Source organism: Amycolatopsis sp. (assembly GCF_036008905.1).
GTDB lineage: Bacteria > Actinomycetota > Actinomycetes > Mycobacteriales > Pseudonocardiaceae > Amycolatopsis.
The window spans coordinates 25,017-43,088 of sequence record NZ_DASYMU010000217.1 but is presented as its reverse complement, the minus strand read 5'-3'; the positions used below and the strand labels follow the sequence as shown (position 1 = coordinate 43,088).

General features: G+C 66.9%; 13 protein-coding genes. 10 read left to right on the top strand and 3 right to left on the bottom strand.

Annotation, left to right across the window (positions count from 1 at the left end; translation table 11 throughout):
• Positions 1-82: 82 nt before the first annotated feature.
• The gene (locus VGP60_RS34945) at positions 83-673 is read right to left on the bottom strand and encodes a TetR/AcrR family transcriptional regulator (RefSeq protein ID WP_327552462.1); all 591 of its coding nucleotides are present in this window, start codon (positions 671-673) and stop codon (positions 83-85) included.
• A gap of 356 nt (positions 674-1,029) precedes the next feature.
• Here VGP60_RS34945 and VGP60_RS34940 point away from each other — a divergent pair, with 356 nt between their 5' ends.
• Positions 1,030-3,087: a DUF6351 family protein gene (locus VGP60_RS34940; RefSeq protein ID WP_327552461.1), complete on the top strand. Its 2,058-nt coding sequence runs from the start codon at positions 1,030-1,032 to the stop codon at positions 3,085-3,087.
• A 36-nt stretch (positions 3,088-3,123) separates the two neighbouring features.
• Here VGP60_RS34940 and VGP60_RS34935 read toward each other — a convergent pair whose 3' ends face one another.
• Entirely contained in the window at positions 3,124-4,638 is a 1,515-nt protein-coding gene (locus tag VGP60_RS34935) for an alpha/beta hydrolase domain-containing protein (RefSeq protein ID WP_327552460.1), read from the bottom strand.
• Positions 4,639-4,923: 285 nt separating this feature from the next.
• Here VGP60_RS34935 and VGP60_RS34930 point away from each other — a divergent pair, with 285 nt between their 5' ends.
• From VGP60_RS34930 to VGP60_RS34915, 4 genes are all read left to right on the top strand, one after another.
• Positions 4,924-6,444 (top strand): flavin monoamine oxidase family protein, encoded by a 1,521-nt coding sequence (locus tag VGP60_RS34930; protein ID WP_327552459.1) that lies wholly within the window; start codon positions 4,924-4,926, stop codon positions 6,442-6,444.
• A 159-nt stretch (positions 6,445-6,603) separates the two neighbouring features.
• Entirely contained in the window at positions 6,604-8,691 is a 2,088-nt protein-coding gene (locus VGP60_RS34925; RefSeq protein WP_327552458.1) for an AMP-binding protein, read from the top strand.
• 85 nt (positions 8,692-8,776) lie between these two features.
• A complete protein-coding gene (locus tag VGP60_RS34920; protein ID WP_327552457.1) occupies positions 8,777-9,538 on the top strand; it encodes a cyclase family protein in 762 nt (253 codons plus the stop codon).
• The gene (locus VGP60_RS34915; protein WP_327552456.1) at positions 9,535-11,151 is read left to right on the top strand and encodes a thiamine pyrophosphate-binding protein; all 1,617 of its coding nucleotides are present in this window, start codon (positions 9,535-9,537) and stop codon (positions 11,149-11,151) included. Before VGP60_RS34920 ends, VGP60_RS34915 begins: the two co-directional genes overlap by 4 nt.
• 154 nt (positions 11,152-11,305) lie before the next feature.
• On the opposite strand, the gene VGP60_RS34910 is transcribed toward VGP60_RS34915, so the two are convergent.
• Positions 11,306-13,123: a sigma-54-dependent Fis family transcriptional regulator gene (locus tag VGP60_RS34910; protein WP_327552455.1), complete on the bottom strand. Its 1,818-nt coding sequence runs from the start codon at positions 13,121-13,123 to the stop codon at positions 11,306-11,308.
• A gap of 133 nt (positions 13,124-13,256) precedes the next feature.
• Between VGP60_RS34910 and VGP60_RS34905 the strand changes: the two genes are divergently transcribed.
• From VGP60_RS34905 to mimD, 5 genes are all read left to right on the top strand, one after another.
• Positions 13,257-13,502 (top strand): hypothetical protein, encoded by a 246-nt coding sequence (locus VGP60_RS34905; protein ID WP_327552454.1) that lies wholly within the window; start codon positions 13,257-13,259, stop codon positions 13,500-13,502.
• Positions 13,503-13,668: 166 nt separating this feature from the next.
• A complete protein-coding gene (locus VGP60_RS34900; RefSeq protein ID WP_327552453.1) occupies positions 13,669-15,321 on the top strand; it encodes a methane monooxygenase in 1,653 nt (550 codons plus the stop codon).
• Between the two features lie 90 nt (positions 15,322-15,411).
• A complete protein-coding gene (locus tag VGP60_RS34895; RefSeq protein WP_327552452.1) occupies positions 15,412-16,461 on the top strand; it encodes a 2Fe-2S iron-sulfur cluster binding domain-containing protein in 1,050 nt (349 codons plus the stop codon).
• A gap of 66 nt (positions 16,462-16,527) precedes the next feature.
• Complete coding sequence (locus VGP60_RS34890) at positions 16,528-17,697, top strand: toluene hydroxylase (RefSeq protein WP_327552451.1); 1,170 nt, start codon at positions 16,528-16,530, stop codon at positions 17,695-17,697.
• Complete coding sequence (mimD, locus tag VGP60_RS34885; RefSeq protein ID WP_327552450.1) at positions 17,694-18,065, top strand: propane 2-monooxygenase effector subunit MimD; 372 nt, start codon at positions 17,694-17,696, stop codon at positions 18,063-18,065. The genes VGP60_RS34890 and mimD overlap by 4 nt, the downstream gene beginning before the upstream one ends.
• Positions 18,066-18,072: the final 7 nt, after the last annotated feature.

Here is an 18,072-nt window from a genome sequence, read left to right as displayed (position 1 = left end):
CTCATCCGTTTCGTGGCAAGAAGAATTCCGTGATCTTGCCACCTCCGGACACCCCGGGACAAGCGCCCCCCCTAGCGAATTTTCACTCCGCTGGATACAGCCGTCCCATCAGTTCCAGCACCTCGTCGATCATCCGGTGCGCCTTGGCCTTCGAAGACGCGGCGGCAACCTCACGCCCGGCTTCGGTGGAGATCGCCGTCAGCACCATCACCAGCATGTCGCTCAGCGGCCGCGGATACCCTTCCACCAGAACGGAATTCGCCCGCAGCCACTCCCGGCGGCTCTCCCGTGTCGCCAGATCGAACCCCGGCGGCCCGCCGCCCGACAAGAACAACCGAGCCAGCCGCCGCTCCTGCCAGCACCCTTCCAGATACGCCCGCGCCCCGGCGATGAACAACTCCAGCGCGTTGTCCTCGCCCGCGGCCATCGCCGTCTTGAACGCCTTGGCGGACCGATGCTGCTGCCGTTTCTGGTAATCGTTGTACAACGTGAGAAACAGGTCGGACTTCGCCGAAAAATGGTGGTACAGACTGCCGACGCTCGCCCCCGCGAGATCAGCGATGTCCACGATGTTCGCGTCGGCGTACCCCGCCGCGCAAAACACCTCACGCGCCGCGTCGAGCAACCCGACCCGCGTAGCCCGCGCCTTGCTACTACCCGCAACCCCAGTCATGGGGTCCACCCTAACGCTGTGCGGGTCGTGAGTGTTTACGAGTGTTAGAACACCTTTTGCCCCTCACGACCCCGGCTGACCAGCGGAAACCCCGCGTCCGCAACTACCGCCATCTGTCGACAGATGGCGAAGGTCGTTGAACACCCACGGCACGCCATATTTGCCTTGCCCGTCAATAAGAGTTGACCGGGTTTGTGGTTGGCCACGCAGGTCTTGACTCGAGGAGACCGAACGTTGTTCTGGGGTGATCTTCGTGCTATACCGGCAGCTGCCCCGGCTTCGCAACGACGCGATGCCCAGAGCGAGCGGAGTTCTTGGTGGCAAACCGTGCTGTGCGCTCAGTGATCGTCGCTGTCTTGGCGGTTCCTGTTCTTGTCGTCGGCTCGACCCCGGCGACCGCCCATACGATCACTCGGCAGCTGACGATCGAGTCGGTGTCCAATCCCAGACCGGAGCTCGTGAGCGGAGGACAGGTCCTCCTCAAGATCGACCCGCCGGACAGATCCCCGGTCACGGTCACGGTCAACGGCAGGAACGTCACCTCCGAGTTCCACACCCAGCCGGACGGAACCCTCCTGGGCCTGGCGACCAACCTGCGCAACGGGTCCAACGACGTCACGGCCAAGACCCGGGGTGACCGGACCAACCTGCGTGTCACCAACCATCCCGGTACCGGGCCGGTGTTCTCCGGGTCGCAGCAGCGGCCGTTCTACTGTGAGACGACGGCCTTCGGCCTGCCGCCCGCGACGCAGCCGCTGTGCTCCGCGCCGACGCAGGTCAGCTATCAGTACCGGACCACGGCGGGCACCTTCGCCCCGCTCGCGGATCCCGCGACCCGTCCGGCGGATCTGGCCACGGCCAGGGTGAACAACACGCCGGTGCCCTACATCGTCCGCGTCGAGCGCGGGACGATCGACAGGGCGGTCTACGAAACGGCGGCGCTCTTCGACGGGCAGCCGTCGCCGGTCACCGCGAACAAGTCGTGGAACCAGAAGCTCGTCTACACCTTCGGAGGCGGCTGCAACGCCGGTTACCACCAGGGCAATTCCACCGGCGGCGTGCTCAACGACCTCTTCCTGGCCCAGGGCTACGGGGTCGCCTCGTCGACGCTGAACGTCCTCGACAACAACTGCAGCCCGATCATCTCGGCCGAAGCGGCGATGATGGTCAAGGAACACTTCGTCGAGACCTACGGCCCGGTCCGCCACACGATCGGCTGGGGCGGCTCCGGCGGGGCGATCCAGCAGTACGACATCGCCGAGAACCACCCCGGCATCGTCGACGGCATCATCCCCGGCGTCTCCTTCCCCGACCCGTTGACCACCGGCGCCCCGGTCTCGGACTGCCGCCTCCTCAACCGTTACTTCGCGGGCCAGGGCGCGTCCTTCACCGCCGAGCAGAAACAAGCCGTCGCGGGATTCAACACCTACAGCACCTGCGTCTCGTGGGAACAGACCTTCGCCAACCGCGCCACCGCCACCGGCAGCTGCAACGCCGCGATCCCGCTCGCCGCGCGCTGGGACCCGGTCACCAACCCCGGCGGCGTCAAGTGCAACTCGCTCGAGCAGCTGGTCAACCAGCTGGGACGGGACCCGAAGACCGGGTTCGTGCACAGTCCGCTGGACAGCGTCGGCGTCCAATACGGCCTGACGGCGCTGAAGGCCGGGAAGATCACCCCGGCCCAGTTCGCCGATCTCAACGCGAACGTCGGCGGGCTCGACTACACCGGCACCCCGATCCCGCAGCGGACCGCGGCCGATCCCAAGGCGCTGAACTCGGTCTACGCCAACGACCTGATCAACTCGGGCTCGCAAGGGCTGCGCACCACCCCGATCATCGACCAGCGGACCGATCTCGACTTCGCGGGCTTCGGCAGCGACATCCACACCTCGGAATGGTCCTTCGTGATGCGCCAGCGGCTGCTGAAGGCCAATGGCACCGCGGGCAACCAGGTCATCATCGAGAACCACCCGACCGCCGGGGAGCAGGCCGCCGCGAGCGTCTACGAGCTCGACGCCATGGACCGCTGGCTGACGGCGATCGACGCCGACGGCTCGCGGCGCAGTCCGCAGCAGAAGGTACTGGCCAACCGCCCGGGCGACCTCGCGGACGGCTGTTACCTCTCGCCGACGCAACGGATCAAGGAGCCGTTGACCTATCCGTCGGGCGGTCAGTGCGGCGCCGCCTACCCGGTCGCCGCGAACACGCGGATGGCGGCTGGACAGAGCCTGGCGATGGACGTCTTGAAGTGCCGCTTGGAGCCGCTCGACTTCCGCGACTACCCGGTCAGCTTCACCGCCGCCGACCGGCAGCGCCTGCGTTCGGCGTTCCCGGACGGCGTCTGCGACTACGGCAAGCCCGGTGTCGGGCACCGAGACCCGGTCGGCACCTGGCTGAACTACGGAGATCGGTGAGGTAGGGGGCACTTTCGCGAGAAAGTGCCCCCTACCTCAGCGCCGAAGTGAGTCGAGCAGTGTCCTGCCGTCCTCAGGGAGCAGGAAGCGCTGCCCTTCGAGCCGTCGCACGACGTCCTCGAACTGCCGCCGGTAGTCGTTCCTGTCGTAGTACAGCGCCGCGAGCTGCTCGGGCGTGAAGTCCCGATGTGTGCCGTACAGGACGCAGAAGGAGTTCAGCGGGTTGTCGAGGTTCGCCGGTGCGTTGACACCGTCGTTGAGACCGACCGGTACCTCGACGTCCGGTAGCCGGATGCCGCCTTCCACGATCCCGTTCGCGTCCCGGACGAAGGTCGCCGGCGGGCCGGGGTTGACGATCGCCAGCGGTTTCGCCGTCCGTGGCGCGACGCCTTTCCGCACCCACTTGTCGAGAGCGTCGTACGCGGCATGGAAAACGGTCCAGGACCGAACCTCGCTCGGGCCGGGGTTGACGCAGTCGAACGGTTCCCTGGCGCCGAACTCCCGCTCCAGGATCGCGCCCAGCGTCGCCCGGAAATCCTTGGGGTCAGCGGAGTTCGAGTACGCGGGCACATGGGACGCCCCGGCGATGTGCCAGGTACGCAGCGTCGACGAGTCCGGCGCGGTCTTGCTCGGGATGGCCGCACCGCGGTAGACGTCGTTCTCGGTGAGCACGCGGATCGCCTTGGTGCCCACCTCGCCCCGCGGAGGCAGTGAGCTGTCCGCGAGCGCGAACAGGAAGCCGTCGTAGACATGCTTCAGCGGCTGGACGGTGTTGTAGTAGACACCGAGATACCGGCCCGACTGTGACGCCCCGCCCGCGTAGACCTTCGAAATATCGAGCTCCGACAACGGGTTCTGCCTGCCGCTGCCCTTGAGCAGCTGCGCGATCTGGGTGAAGACGTCGAACGACTGCGAGTCGTCCAGCAGGGTTCCGCCGCTGGTGAGGTCGAGCGAGCCATAGCGCTGCGGGCTCCACTGCGTGAGACCCAGGCCCGCCGTCGCGCCGGTGGTCGCGCCGTTGACGCCGACGCGCTGGACCGACGCCCCGATCCAGGTCCAGCCGTTGCGCACGAAGTAGTCCGCGCTGGTGCCCCATTCGGTGTCGATGTCATGCCCGGCGGTCACGTTCTGCCAGTCCACCACCGCGATCCCGGCGGACTTGGCCGGTTTCGCCGGGCGCCGCACGACGATCCGGGTGGTGTAGGGCGTCGAACCCAGCGGGGTGGCCGGCCGGGTCTGCTCGTCGGCGGTGGGGTTCGGGTTGTATCGCGTGGCGGTGCCGGAGATGACGAACTCCTGTTCGACGTAACCGGCATTCTTCAGGTCGTACGGCGTCGAGTAGAAAACGTAGCCGTGAGAAGGGTCTCCTGGCCTCGCGGTGGCGGGGACGGGACCGGTGATCGTCGCCGGACCCGTGCCGGGTGAGGTGGTCGGCGGGCTTCCGGTGGCGAACGCCGGGGGAGCGACGACGAAAGCCGCGGCGGCGGTGAAAACGAGGGCGAGGAGCGGGAGCGGGCGACGCAGTCTTCGTTGAACGCGTTGCAGGGCCATGGTTTCCCTTCCTGGTCAGGCGGTTCGAAAACCGAACGGGATTCTAGTGCCGACAGGCTCCGTCAGGACAGTGAAGTCGGTCGCGTTACGCGTATCGCCTTAGTTGCTTAGCATTACTAACGAGTACGACATCTCCGCGTCACACGCCCGCGCGCCCGGTGCGATCAAACTTTTCCGCGCCACCGGGCGAAAAAGCTGGGAGCTCGCATGACATCTGATGTCACTCGTCGGACCCTCTTGAAATCGATCGGCGTCGCAGGCGGAGCGGGGGTGATGTTCGAGTCCATGCGCGCACTCGGACTCGTCGCCTCTCCCGAAGCCCTCGCCGCCCCCGACTACCACCCACCGCACGCCGGAGACCTCGCCGTCACCGGGCGGCGCGGGAAGAGCGTCGTCATCCTCGGTGCCGGGATCGCCGGCCTCGCCTCCGCCTACGAACTCGCCAAAGCCGGTTACCGGTGCACGATCCTGGAAGCCAAGGACCGGGTCGGCGGCCGCAACTGGACCGTCCGCGGCGGCACGACCCTGACCGACCTCGACGGCCGCACGCAGACCGCGCGGTTCGGCCGTGACCAGTACATGAACGCCGGTCCGGCCCGGCTGCCGCAGTCGCACCTCACGCTCGACTACTGCCGCGAACTCGGCGTGCCGATCGAACCGTTCATCAACCAGAACGCGAACGCCTTGATCTACAACGAAAGGACCGGCGCTCCCGTCCAGCAGGCACGCACGGCGAAGGCGGACGTGTACGGCTACGTCTCCGAACTGCTCGCCAAAGCGCTCGATCAGGGCTCGCTGGACAGCCGGTTGTCCGGTGAGGACAAGGATCGGGTGCTGACCTTCCTGAGCGGTTTCGGAGCGATCGGCAGCAAGGCCGACGGTTATGCGTACACCGGCACCGACCGTCGCGGATACACCGTCGAACCCGGCGCGGCGGGCGAAGCCGGGACGGTACTGGGCCCACCGCCATCACTCACCGACGTCTTCGCCGGTCAGGTCGGCCGGTACGTCAGCTTCGAATTCGGCTACGACCAGGCGATGATGATGTTCCAGCCGGTCGGCGGGATGGACGGGGTGCCGATGGCGCTGTACCGAGCCGTCGGCGCGGACAAGGTGCGGCTCGGCGCCGAAATCACCAAGCTCACCAATTTGCCCGGTGGCGTCGAAGTGGCCTACAAGGACAAATACGGCAAATCGCAGCTCGTCAAGGCGGACTACTGCATCGCGACCCTGCCGCCGCACATCATGGCCAGGATCCCGACCAATCTCGATCCCGCCATCGCTTCGGCGTTGGGTTTCCCGACGGTGACACCGGTCGGGAAGATCGGCCTGGAATACTCCCGCCGCTGGTGGGAGGAAGACGACCGGATCTACGGCGGTATCACCGAAACGGACACCGATCTCGCCCACGTCTGGTATCCGTCTTATGGTTTCCACGGTAAACGTGGCGTGGTCATCGGCTATTACAACACCGGTGGCAGCGCGAACACCTACGGCGCGCTGACGCCGGAGTCCCGTTTGGAGCGTGCGCTGGCGCAGGGCGCGAAAATCCACGGCGAGAAGTACAAACAGGGTCTGCTCAGCTCGTTTTCCGTGGCCTGGCAACGCACTCCGTTCATCGAGGGCGGCTGGGTCGGCTGGCCCTCGCGCACCAGTGGTCAGTACGACCTGTTGAACAAACCGGCGGGCCGGGTTTACTTCGCCGGTGACTGGCTCAGTTATTTCATCGCTTGGCAGGCCGGGGCTTTCGACTCGGCGCGATATGCGGTGACCGGCCTTCACCAGCGGGTTTTGGCCGGCGGATAAGGAACGGACACGGCGTGTGCGCGAGGTGATTACCGGGCGCACACGCCGTGTCCACAATCTGGGCATTCGGAGTATCGGCGTACGCCCGTTTGCTGGTACGGTCGCCCGCACTGAAAGCGTCGACGCGCGCCGAACGCGCGCTGCGGTGAGGCTGAACAGATGCGAGACGATGTTGTCGAAGCGCGCTCGGTACTAGAGCACACACCGGACCGGATTTGGGAGGTAATCGGGACACCTGAGCTGTATCCACGGTTCGTACCGGAAATCAGCTGGTGCGAGGTGATCGAGCAAGCCGAGCGCGGACGTGGCCCCCGCTGTCTGCTCCGGCTTTGCCCCCAGCGTGACGTGCTGATCGAGGAAACCATCCACGCGGTGGTGTACCGGGCAGGCGAACACGTGGTGTGGTGCGGGGAAAGTAACCAGAAGAACTGGGTCTCCCTTGAGTTGCACGCACTCGACGCCAAGCGCACCGAGCTCGTGATCCGGCTGATGATGCCCGCTCCGGGCCCGTTGTACGCCGATCTGGTGGCCCACTCCGCGATCAAGCGCACCCTGCGCGAGGTGTCTCGCCGGATCGACCGCTTTCTGTCGGGCCTGCCGTCACCGGCGTCGGATCGTGCGCGGCACCTCGACGAGGCCAAGTCGACGGCGCTGGGCACGGCCGCCATCCTGGTCCGCGCCGGGGTGCTGTCGCCGGGACGGCCGGACAAGCTGATCCGCCAGTTGTCCTCGGTGGCCAAGTGGGGCGCCACGGTGGCCGGTGGTTACGAGGCCGCGGCCGGTCGGGTACCCGACGCGCTCGCGCTGCACGACGAGCGGACGCTGAGAACCTTCGGCCAGGCAAGGGAACGCAGTAACCGGCTCGCCAACGCCCTTGCCGCCAAAGGTGTTCAGGCCGGTCAGCGGATCGCGCTGATGTGCCGCAACCACGCCGCGATGGTCGAGTCGTTCATCGCCTGCGGCAAGCTCGGCGTCGACGTCGTCCTGATCAACACCGGCCTGCCCGCGGTGGCGGTGGCCCAGGTGATCGGCAAGCACCAGCCGGTGGCGGTGTTCACCGACGACGAGTTCGCCGACACGATCGAGCGGGTGCCGGGCGACTTCCTGCGGCTCAGCACCTGGCCGGAGGCCGAGAACGGCTACCAGACGATCGAGGAACTGATCCAGGGCGCATCCTCGGAGACCCCGAAACCGGCGGACACCCCGGGCCGGATCGTGGTGCTGACCTCCGGCACCACCGGTTCGCCGAAGGGCGCTCGACGTCCGACGCCGAAGGGGTTGGGCACGGCGGCGGCGCTGCTGGGCCGGATCCCGCTGCGGGCGGGTGATCGGATCCTCGTCGCCGCGCCGCTGTTCCACACGTGGGGCCTGGCGGCGATGCAGGTCGGGATGGCGCTGCGGGCTTCGCTTTCGCTGGTCCGGCGGTTCGACGCCGAGGAAACGCTGCGCATGATCGCCGAACACAAGTCGCAGGTGCTGTTCGCGGTGCCGATCATGCTGCAGCGCATGCTCGACCTGCCGGCGCGGGTGCGCGGCCGCTACGACCTGTCGTCGCTGCGGATCGTGGCGAGCAGCGGCTCGGCGTTGTCCGGCTCGTTCGTCACCGAGTTCATGGACGCCTTCGGGGACGTCCTCTACAACACCTATGGCTCGACGGAGGTCTCCTGGGCGAGCATCGCCGACCCGATCGACCTGCGGGCCGCGCCGACCACAGCCGGGCATTGCCCGCCGGGGACGCAGGTCGCGATCCTCGACGAGTCGGGCCAGTTCGTGCCGCCGGGGGTCGACGGGCAGATCTTCGTCGGCAACGAGATGCTCTTCGACGGCTACACCGAAGGCGGCACCCTGCCGAAGTCGGCGGAGCTGATGGGCACCGGCGATGTCGGCTACATGGACGCCGACGGCAGGCTGTTCGTCACCGGCAGGGCTGACGAGATGATCGTTTCGGGCAGCGAGAACGTCTTCCCCCGGCCGGTCGAGGAAGCGCTCATCACAATGCCGGAGGTCTACGACGTGGCCGTCGTAGGCGTGCCCGATGACGAGTTCGGCCAGCGGCTGGCGGCGTACCTCGTGCTGCGGCAGGGCGCGTATCTCGAAGCCGACGAGGTGCGCGAGTACATCCACCAGCGGCTCGCGCGGTTCGCCGTGCCGAGGGACGTGTTCTTCGTGCACGAGCTGCCGCGCAACGCCACCGGCAAGGTCGTCAAACGGCTGCTCAACGACGACACCTGGCCGGTCATGACCTGAGCGCCGCCGATGATCTGGTCCGCGGAGCTGTCCTGTGGTGGGATACCGGGCGACGGCGTTTCCGGTGCGTGGGAATGGGGCTCAGATGTCGGTTCTGCAGGATCTGCTGGGTGCGCTTGGCTCGGGACGGGTCGAGGTCGTCGATCTGACGTCCCCGCTGCATTCGGGGACGCCGATCCTCCAGCTTCCCGAGCCGTTCGCGAACACGATCCCGTTCCGGCTCGAGGAGATCAGCCGCTACGACGACCGCGGCCCAGGCTGGTACTGGAATGACATCCACACCGGGGAGCACACCGGGACCCATTTCGACGCGCCCGTGCACTGGGCCACCGGCCAGGACGGCGAGGACATTTCGCAGGTCAGCCCGTCGAAGCTGATCGCGCCCGCGGTGGTGCTGGACTTCGCTTCGGAGGCCGCGAAGGATCCGGACTTCCTGCTGGAGATCGAGCACGTGCGCGCGTGGCAGGAGCGGCACGGCGCACTTCCCGACGGCGGCTGGCTGCTGTATCGGACGGGATGGGACGCCCGGAGCGAGGACCAGGCGCAGTTCCTCAACGAGGGCCACAGCCCCGGGATCTCGGCCGACTGCGCGAAATGGCTGGCCGAGGAGACCCCGATCCTCGGCATCGGCACGGAGACGGTCGGTACCGACGCCGGTGCCGCGCACTCGTTCGAGCCCGCGTTTCCTTGCCACTCCTACTTTCTCGGCGCCGGCAAGTACGGCCTGACGCAGTTGCGGAACCTCGTGTCGCTGCCGCCGGCCGGTTCGGTGGTGGTGGCGTCGCCGTTGCCGATCGTCGGCGGTTCGGGCAGTCCGGCGCGAGTGCTGGCACTGGTCGAACGGTGACGGTCGCCGAGTCGGTCGGGCGGGCGCTGGCCGGGCTCGGCGCGGATCACGTCTTCGGCGTGGTCGGCAGTGGGAACTTCCACGTCACCAACGCCCTCGTCGCCGGGGGAGCGCGGTACGTCGCGGCCCGGCACGAGGGCGGCGCGGCGACGATGGCGGACGCGTACGCCCGCACGAGCGGCAAGCTCGGCGTGCTGTCCGTGCACCAGGGCTGCGGGTTGACGAACGCGATGACCGGGATCGCCGAGGCCGCGAAGAGCCGCACGCCGATGGTTGTGCTCGCTGCGGAAGCCACGTCGCGGAGCTCGAACTTCCATGTCGACCAGGACGCGCTGGCGGTGTCGGTCGGTGCTGTTTCGGAGCGGGTGACTTCCGCCGCATCGGCGCTCGACGACGTCGTGCGCGCGGTCCGGCGGGCCATGCACGAGCGGCGGACTGTGGTGCTCAACCTGCCCTTGGACGTCCAAGCTCAGCCCGCGTCGCCAGGAGCGGTGACGCCGTTGCCGTCGTTCAAGCCGCCCGCGCCGGACTCCGCCGGAGTCGCGGCGCTGGCTGAGGCTTTGGGGCGGGCGCGTCGGCCGGTGTTCGTCGCGGGCCGGGGAGCGCGGCACGCGGGCCCCGCGCTGGAGCGGCTGGCCGAACGGTGTGGCGCGCTGCTGGCGACGTCGGCGGTCGCCAACGGGTTGTTCGCGGGAAACCCTTGGTCGCTCGGCATTTCCGGTGGGTTCGCCAGTCCGCTGACGGCCGAGCTCATCACCGGCGCGGATCTCGTGATCGGCTGGGGCTGCGCGCTGAACATGTGGACCATGCGGCACGGCGCGCTGATCGGACCGGCCGCGACCGTCGTCCAAGTCGACCTCGACGCCGAGGCGCTGGGCGCGCACCGGAAGATCGATCTGGGCGTGGTCGGTGATGTCGGTGCGGTGGCGGCGGCTTTGGACGTCGACGAATCGCCGGGATATCGGTCACCCGAGCTGGCGGCGCGGATCGCGGAGTCGAGCCGGTGGCGTGATGTGTCCTTTGTGGAGGAGTCCGAAAAGGACAGGATCGATCCGAGGACGCTTTCGGTGCGGCTGGACGATCTTCTGCCTGCGGAACGGGTCATCGGGGTCGACTCGGGGAACTTCATGGGGTACCCGAGCGCGTATCTGTCGGTGCCCGATGAGTACGGATTCTGCTTCACTCAGGCGTTCCAGTCGATCGGGCTCGGGTTGGCGACCACTATCGGCGCGGCGTTGGCCCGGCCGGACCGGTTGCCGGTGGCCGCGCTCGGTGACGGTGGCGGCTTGATGAGCGTCGCGGAGCTCGAAACCGTGACGCGGCTGGGGTTGCCGATGGTCGTGGTGGTGTACAACGACAGCGGGTACGGCGCCGAGTTCCACCACTTCGGGCCCGGCGGGCATCCGCTGGACACCGTGCGGTTCCCGGACACCGACCTGGCCGCCATCGGGCGCGGCTTCGGCTTCACCGGCCTGACCGTGCGCGGCCCCGCTGACCTCGGTGGCCTCACCACCTGGCTCGACGGCCCCCGCGACACCCCACTCCTGATCGACGCCAAAGTCACCACCCGCCACCCCTCCTGGTGGCTGGAAGACGCCTTCCGCGGCCACTAACCCCCGTTTCCCGGCGGGGCGCGGATGTCTCGCGCGCAAGACACCGCCACCTGTCGACAGATGGCGACCGAAGGTTCGCGAGATGTCGACAGAACGTGATCTCTTAGTTCCTGAGATATCGCCATCTGTCGACAGGTGGCGATCGAGGGGAGGGTCAGCGGTCGGGGGTGACGATGGAGTATTCGTGGATCTTCCGGTAGATCGTCGCCCGCGAGATGCCGAGCAGCTGCGCGGCGCGCGCCTTGTTCCCGTCGGCGTCCTCGAGGCTTCGCACGATCGCGTCGCGTTCCATCGTCTCGATCCGGTTGAGCGGACGCCGCGCGATCGTCTGGTACTCCGCCGGGAGGTCGCTCGGCCGGATCGCCCCGGCCCGCCGCTGCTGGGCGGCCTTCTTCATCACCTGGTACAGCTGCGCGGTGTTCCCCGGCCAGTTCGCCCGCGTCAGCAGATGCATCGCCGCGGGCGAGCACGAAACCTGCGCGCGCAGGCAGTGCTTGCTGAGGAAGAGCGGCACCAGTTCCTTGAGGTCCTCGATGTGCCGGCGTAGCGGCGGGACCGCGACCGTACGCGGGAAGAACGCCAGCAGATCGCCCAGGGCGGGGTTGGTCTCGGCGTCCTGCGTCATCGTGACCGTCACCCACGGCGGCCTGCCGCTGTCGCGCGCCTGCTGCAGGATCGGCGTCAGCCTGGCGACGGCGTCGCCGTCGAGCAGGTCGACGTGCCGGATCACCAGCGTGTCGACGGGGTCCTCGACCAGATCGCGCCGGGCGTCGGTCTCCCATGCGGAGTCGGCGACGTCGAGCGTGTGCATCCGCCCGGTCGGGTTCCGGCGCTGATGGACGCCCTTGACCAGGGTGAACTTCCCGGCGCCCCGCTCACCGGCCAGCGCCAGCCACTCGCCGCGCGTGTAGCTCGTGTCGGCTTCGTGGCTGCATCGGAGCCACATCGGCGCGGAACCGACCACTCCGGGCAGGATCATCGGCAACATCGGCATCGACACACCGCTGCTGTCGTCGTCGTTCTCGATGAGCTTCACCGACAGCACCCCGCCGGCGACGCTGCCCTCACGTTGTCCCGGCACCCGGCGGCAGTGCACCCGCACCTTGCCGCCGCTCGACAGCGAGACGGTCGTGGTCTTCCGCCTGCCTTCGGCCAGTGCCTGGGTGGCGTGCGCGAGCAGCACCGACTGGTCCGCCGGATCGAGCAGCTGACGTCCGCAGTCGTTCATCATCACGATGTCGTCGTTGAACGCCATGACGATCCCGGTGGTGCGGCGGCAAGCCTGCAGGTACGCCTGGAACAGGATCAGCTCGCGCACGTCGCTGTGGGTCAGCAGCGCCTGGCGGACCTGCTCGGCCGTCGTCCTCGCCAGCGCGATCAGCAGCCCGCCCGCGTCCTTGCGCCAGCACGTCAGGTCGACCGCGCCGATCACGCGTCCGGAGATCGGGTGGTGGATCGGCACCCCCGCGCAGGCGAGGTTCTCGAGGTGCTCGGCGTAGTGCTCGTGCCCGAACACATGCGTCGGTCGGCCGTCCTCCAGTGCCGTGCCGATCCCGTTCGTGCCGACGAACTTCTCGCCGTAGCTGAACCCGGGCACCAGTTCGACGCCTTCGAGATGCCGGTGCAGATCGGTGTCGCCGGTGCGCTGGCTGAGGACGACCCCGCTCTGGTCGGTGAGGATGAGGCTGATCGGCTGCCCGTCGAGCTGGTCCCCGAGCCGCTCGAGCACCAGCTCCGCGCCGTGGATCAGGGGACTGTCGAGGTTCTGGTCGCCAAGGTAGGGCAGGTCGATCCGGTCGGCGGGGACCTGGAACTGCCGTGACCGCCACCAGGACGCGAGGATCGCTTCCCGCACCTGGTCGGGTTCCACGGTTTCCCGGGTGAGGAACCGGATCCGGGTGTTCGCGAGCCCCTCGTCGTCGGGCGGGAGGACAGCCCTTCGCGGGGGAGCATGGGGCGCACTGTTGACCACGGAGCCCTCCTACCGCCGCCCACGTCATTGTGTCGCGTTCATAGGTCGCGTACCTCACCATAAACCAGGGCAGGCGGCTTTCGCGTCTCACTTTGAGACGCGTGGACGTCGGCGGCGGCGGTCTCATGGACTGATGAACCACGATGGACCGGCCGAGGAAACCTACAATCCGTGGACGATCGTGAACGCGGTGTTCCACCACCTCGTCGACCAAGGGCTGCATCCGACGTTCAGCGACGCCGGCGACCCCGGGGTGCCTGCCGCGGAGATGCTCCGCGCCTTCGGCATCACTCCGGCGGCCGAGGGCGACGCGCGGATCCGCCACGAGGTCACCGAGCAGCTGGCGGCGTTGCGAGCGGCGATGCTAGACGACAAATGATCTTTCCCGAAGCCCTGTCTCGAATTGAGACTCGCGTTCGGCGCGGCCCGCCTTGTAATCGGAAAGGCAGGACTTGATGCCCCATGACCAGGCCGTTGAACCGGATAGGCGGCCAGGGCGGGCGACGCGGTCTCCGTTGGTCAGGGCGACGGGTAAGGAGTGATTGATGAGCCGCCAGAGCGTGGCGAAAGCCCACCAGAAGATCCAGGAGCTGTCGTGGGAACCGGTGTACCACCAGCCGGTGTCGCACTACGGAACCGACTACACCTTCAAGAAAGCCAAGAAGAAGGACCCGCTCAAGCAGGTCCTCCGATCGTACTTCCCGATGCAGGAAGAGAAGGACCACCGCGTGTACGGCGCCGAGGACGGCGCGATCCGCGGGAATATGTTCCGCCAGGTACAGGAACGGTGGCTGGAGTGGCAGAAGTTGTTCCTGTCCATCATCCCGCTGCCGGAGATCTCCGCGGCCCGTGCGATGCCGCTGCTGTTCCGCACGGTCCCCAACCCGGAACTCCACAATGGCCAGGCCATCCAGATGATCGACGAGGTCAGGCACTCGACGATCCAGCAGAACCTCAAGCGCCTGTACATGAACAACTACATCGACCCCGCCGGCTTCAACTCGAGCCTGCGCAACTTCCAGAACGACTACTGCGGCACCATCGGCCGCCAGTTCGCCGAAGGGTTCATCACCGGTGACGCGATCACCGCGGCGAGCATCTACCTGACGATCGTGGCCGAAACGGCGTTCACCAACACGCTGTTCGTCGCGATGCCCGCCGAAGCCGCCGCCAACGGTGACTACCTGCTGCCGACGGTGTTCCACTCGGTCCAGTCCGACGAGTCGCGCCACATCAGCAACGGGTACGCGACGCTGCTCATGGCGCTGTCCGACGAGAGCAACCATCAGCTGCTCGAACGCGACCTGAGGTACGCGTGGTGGAACAACCACCGCGTGGTGGACGCCGCCATCGGCACGTTCATCGAGTACGGCACGAAAGACCGCCGTAAGGACCGGGAAAGCTACGCCGAAATGTGGCGCCGGTGGATCTACGACGACTACTACCGCAGCTACCTCGTCCCCTTGGAGAAGTACGGGCTGGTCATCCCGCACGACCTCATCGAGGAGGCCTGGACGCAGATCTGGGACAAGGGCTACGTCCACGAGGTCGCGCAGTTCTTCGCCACCGGGTGGCTCGCCAACTACTGGCGGATCGACCCGATGACCGACGAGGACTTCGAGTGGTTCGAGTTCAAGTACCCGGGCTGGTACGACAAGTACGGCAAGTGGTGGGAGAACTACTCGCGCCTGTCGGTGCCGAACGGGCACAACCCGATCGCGCTCGAAGACGTCGACTACGTGTACCCGCACCGCTGCTGGACGTGCATGGTGCCGTGCCTGGTCCGCGAGGACATGGTGACCGACAAGGTCGACGGCCAGTGGCGCACGTACTGCCACGAAGCCTGCCGCTGGACCGACGCCGAGGCGTTCCGCCCGACCTATCAGGGACGGAACACGCCGAACATGGGCCAGCTGATCGGCAAGCGTGAGTGGGAGACGCTGTACCACGGCTGGAACTGGGCCGACGTGGTGTCGGACATGGGTTACGTCCGCGACGACGGCAAAACCCTGGTGGCGCAACCACATCTGGATCTCGACCCGAAGAAGATGTGGACGCTCGACCATCTGCGCCGGTGCCCGCCGCTGCAGAGCCCGAACGTGCTGCTCAACGAGATGACCGACGACGAGCGTGCGGCGTTCCAGGCCGATTACAACCGCCAGGGCCCGGCCGGCCGCCCGGCACGGGCGGAAGCCTGATCGCCTCCCGGCGGCCAAGCTCAGGAGGGGCGCGCTCGCCCGCCGCCCCTCCTGAGTGGGCCGCACCGTTCGACTCGAGGGCAGGCAGCGATGGGAGAAAAGCACCAGGTCCGTTTCGAGCCGGTCGGGATCGAGATCGAGGTCGACGAGGACCAGACGATCCTGCGCGCCGCGGCGGAGCAGGGAATCATGCTCATGCATGGCTGCAAGGAGGGACAGTGCGCGTCGTGCAAGTCCTTCATCCTCGACGGCGACGACGTGGATCACGACCGCTATTCGACTTTCGCACTGCCCGACTACGAGAAGGAGGAAGGCTTCACGCTGTTGTGCCGGGCGCACGCCTATGAGGACCTGACGATCGAGCTGCTCAACTACGACGAGGAAATGATTCGGTCCGGCCTGCCGATCCAGCAGGCCGTCGCCGAGGTCGTGTCCAAAGAGGACGTCACGCACGACCTGCGGCGGCTCGTGATCAAACTGGTGGAACCCACGTCATTGAAGTTCTTTCCCGGGCAGTACATGGATTTCGCGATCCCAGGAAAGGACGACACCCGGTCGTTCTCGATGGCCAACATCCCCGGCAAGGCCGAGGGCGGGCTGCTCGAGTTCGTCATCAAGATCTACCCGGACGGGTTGTTCTCGGGTTTTCTGGACACCGAGGTCTCGGTAGGCGACAGGCTCGACATCACCGGGCCGTTCGGCGTCTTCACCCTGCGGGACGCGCCCGACAAGGAGCTGATCTACGTCGGCGGCGGGGCCGGGATGGCACCGATCCTGTCGCTGCTCCGCTCGATGGCCGATCGTGGCATCGAGCGGAAGGCGACCTACTACTACGGCGCGCGCACCCGCAAAGACCTGTGCTTCGAAAAGGAACTGCGCGACCTGGAACAGAAGATCCCGGGTTTCCGCTTCGTACCGGCGTTGTCCGAACCCGCCGAGGGTGACGACTGGGACGGCGAGGTCGGCCTGATCACCGATGTGCTGCGGCGACAGGAAAGCGACCTCAGCCGGACCGACGCCTACGTGTGCGGGCCGCCGCCGATGGTCGAGGCGGCACTGGAGTTACTGCCCGCGCTGGGTGTCCCGGACAAGCGCATCTTCTACGACAAGTTCACCACGACCGGCGACCCGGACGACTGACCCGGACGACTGACCCGGACGACTGAAGACAAGGCAAGGACCACGAGGACAAAGGAAAGAAAGCCGATGACAACCACGTCAGAACGCAGCGTGCCGAAGCCTGTCTTCACCGACGCGGAGGCCGGCGCCCAGGTGTTCCCGGATTCGAACGCGCGCCGATTCAACTATTTCATCCCGAAGAAGCGTAAGCAAAGCCACTACGAAGACGTCACCGTCGAAGTCCAGCCCGATCCGCGGCATTACCTGAGCCAGGGCTGGCTGTACGGGTTCGCCGACGGCAAAGGCGGCTACCCGCTGGAGTGGACGGTGCTCAAGGCCTGGGGTTCGGACCGGCCAGTGCCCGAACGGTTCCCCGGCTCGGGCGGGAAGGGCTACGACTGGCCTGCTCTCGGCTGGCACGAGTTCCGCGACCCCAACGAGGAATGGGAGCTCACCCTTTATCGCTACAACGCGAACGTCGTGCGTCAGCTGAACCAGAACGTCGACGCTGCCCGCCAGTCGAAGGCGTTCGAGCAGTGGAACCCGAACTGGGTGCAGTTCGTGGCGCAGCACGTGGGTGCCTGGATGCATGTGGACCACGGTCTCGGGTTGTACCTGTTCGCCAATGCCAACCGCCGGGCGCCGACCAACATGCACAACAACGCGATCTCGGTGAACAGCATGCACCGCATCAGGTCCGCGCAGGACCTGGCGCTGTACAACCTCACGCTCAGCGAGGAGATCGAAGGGTTCGACGGCTCGGCGCACCTCAAGACGTGGAACGAAGACCCGGCCTGGCAAGGGGTGCGGGACACCGCCGAACAGCTCACCGAGACCTGGGACTGGTGCGAGGCGATTTTCGCCGCGAACATCGTCTTCGAGCCCCTCGTCGGAGAGTTGTTCCGAAGCAATCTCGTGCAGCAGGCGGCCCCGGCCAACGGCGACTTCGTCACACCGACGGTGGTCGGTGCGGAGGAGTTCGACTATTCCGCGCGTGACCTGCGCTACACCCGCGCGATGTTCGAGTTGCTGGTCAACGACCGCGAATTCGCCGACCACAACACCAAGATCCTGCAGCAGTGGCTGAGCACCTGGGTGCCCCGCTGCATCACCGCGGCGCGGACGATGCAGCCCCTGTGGTCTCAGCCCGATGTCAAGCCACACCGCTTCGAAGATGGTCTCGACCGCGCGAAGAGCCGCTTCAGCGGCATCCTGTCCGACCTGGGTCTGCAAGCACCGAAGGAGCTGGGCCAGTGACCACCTTCAAGACGTCGGAAAGCCCGTACAAGTCCAACCACACCGCGTCCAACATGTGCGGCTTCACCCTGATGAACAACCAGGTCGGCGCGATCGTCGCCGAGGTGATGGGCACGAAGGACAACGTCACCATCATGCCGTTGCCGTCGATGATCCGCGTCGACGCCAAGGGGCGCATGGACGTGATCTACGCCGAGATCGACGAGGCCGCCGGTGAGGAAGAGGGCTGGTTCAACTCGGCCGAGTTCGAGGAGAACATGTCCACCCACTACGGCCGGATGGTCCACCTCGACGACCGCACCATCATGTTCGCCAACCCCGAGGACGCGGCCGAGTACCTCGACTTCGACCTCGTAGCCCGCTCCTAGCGGAGAA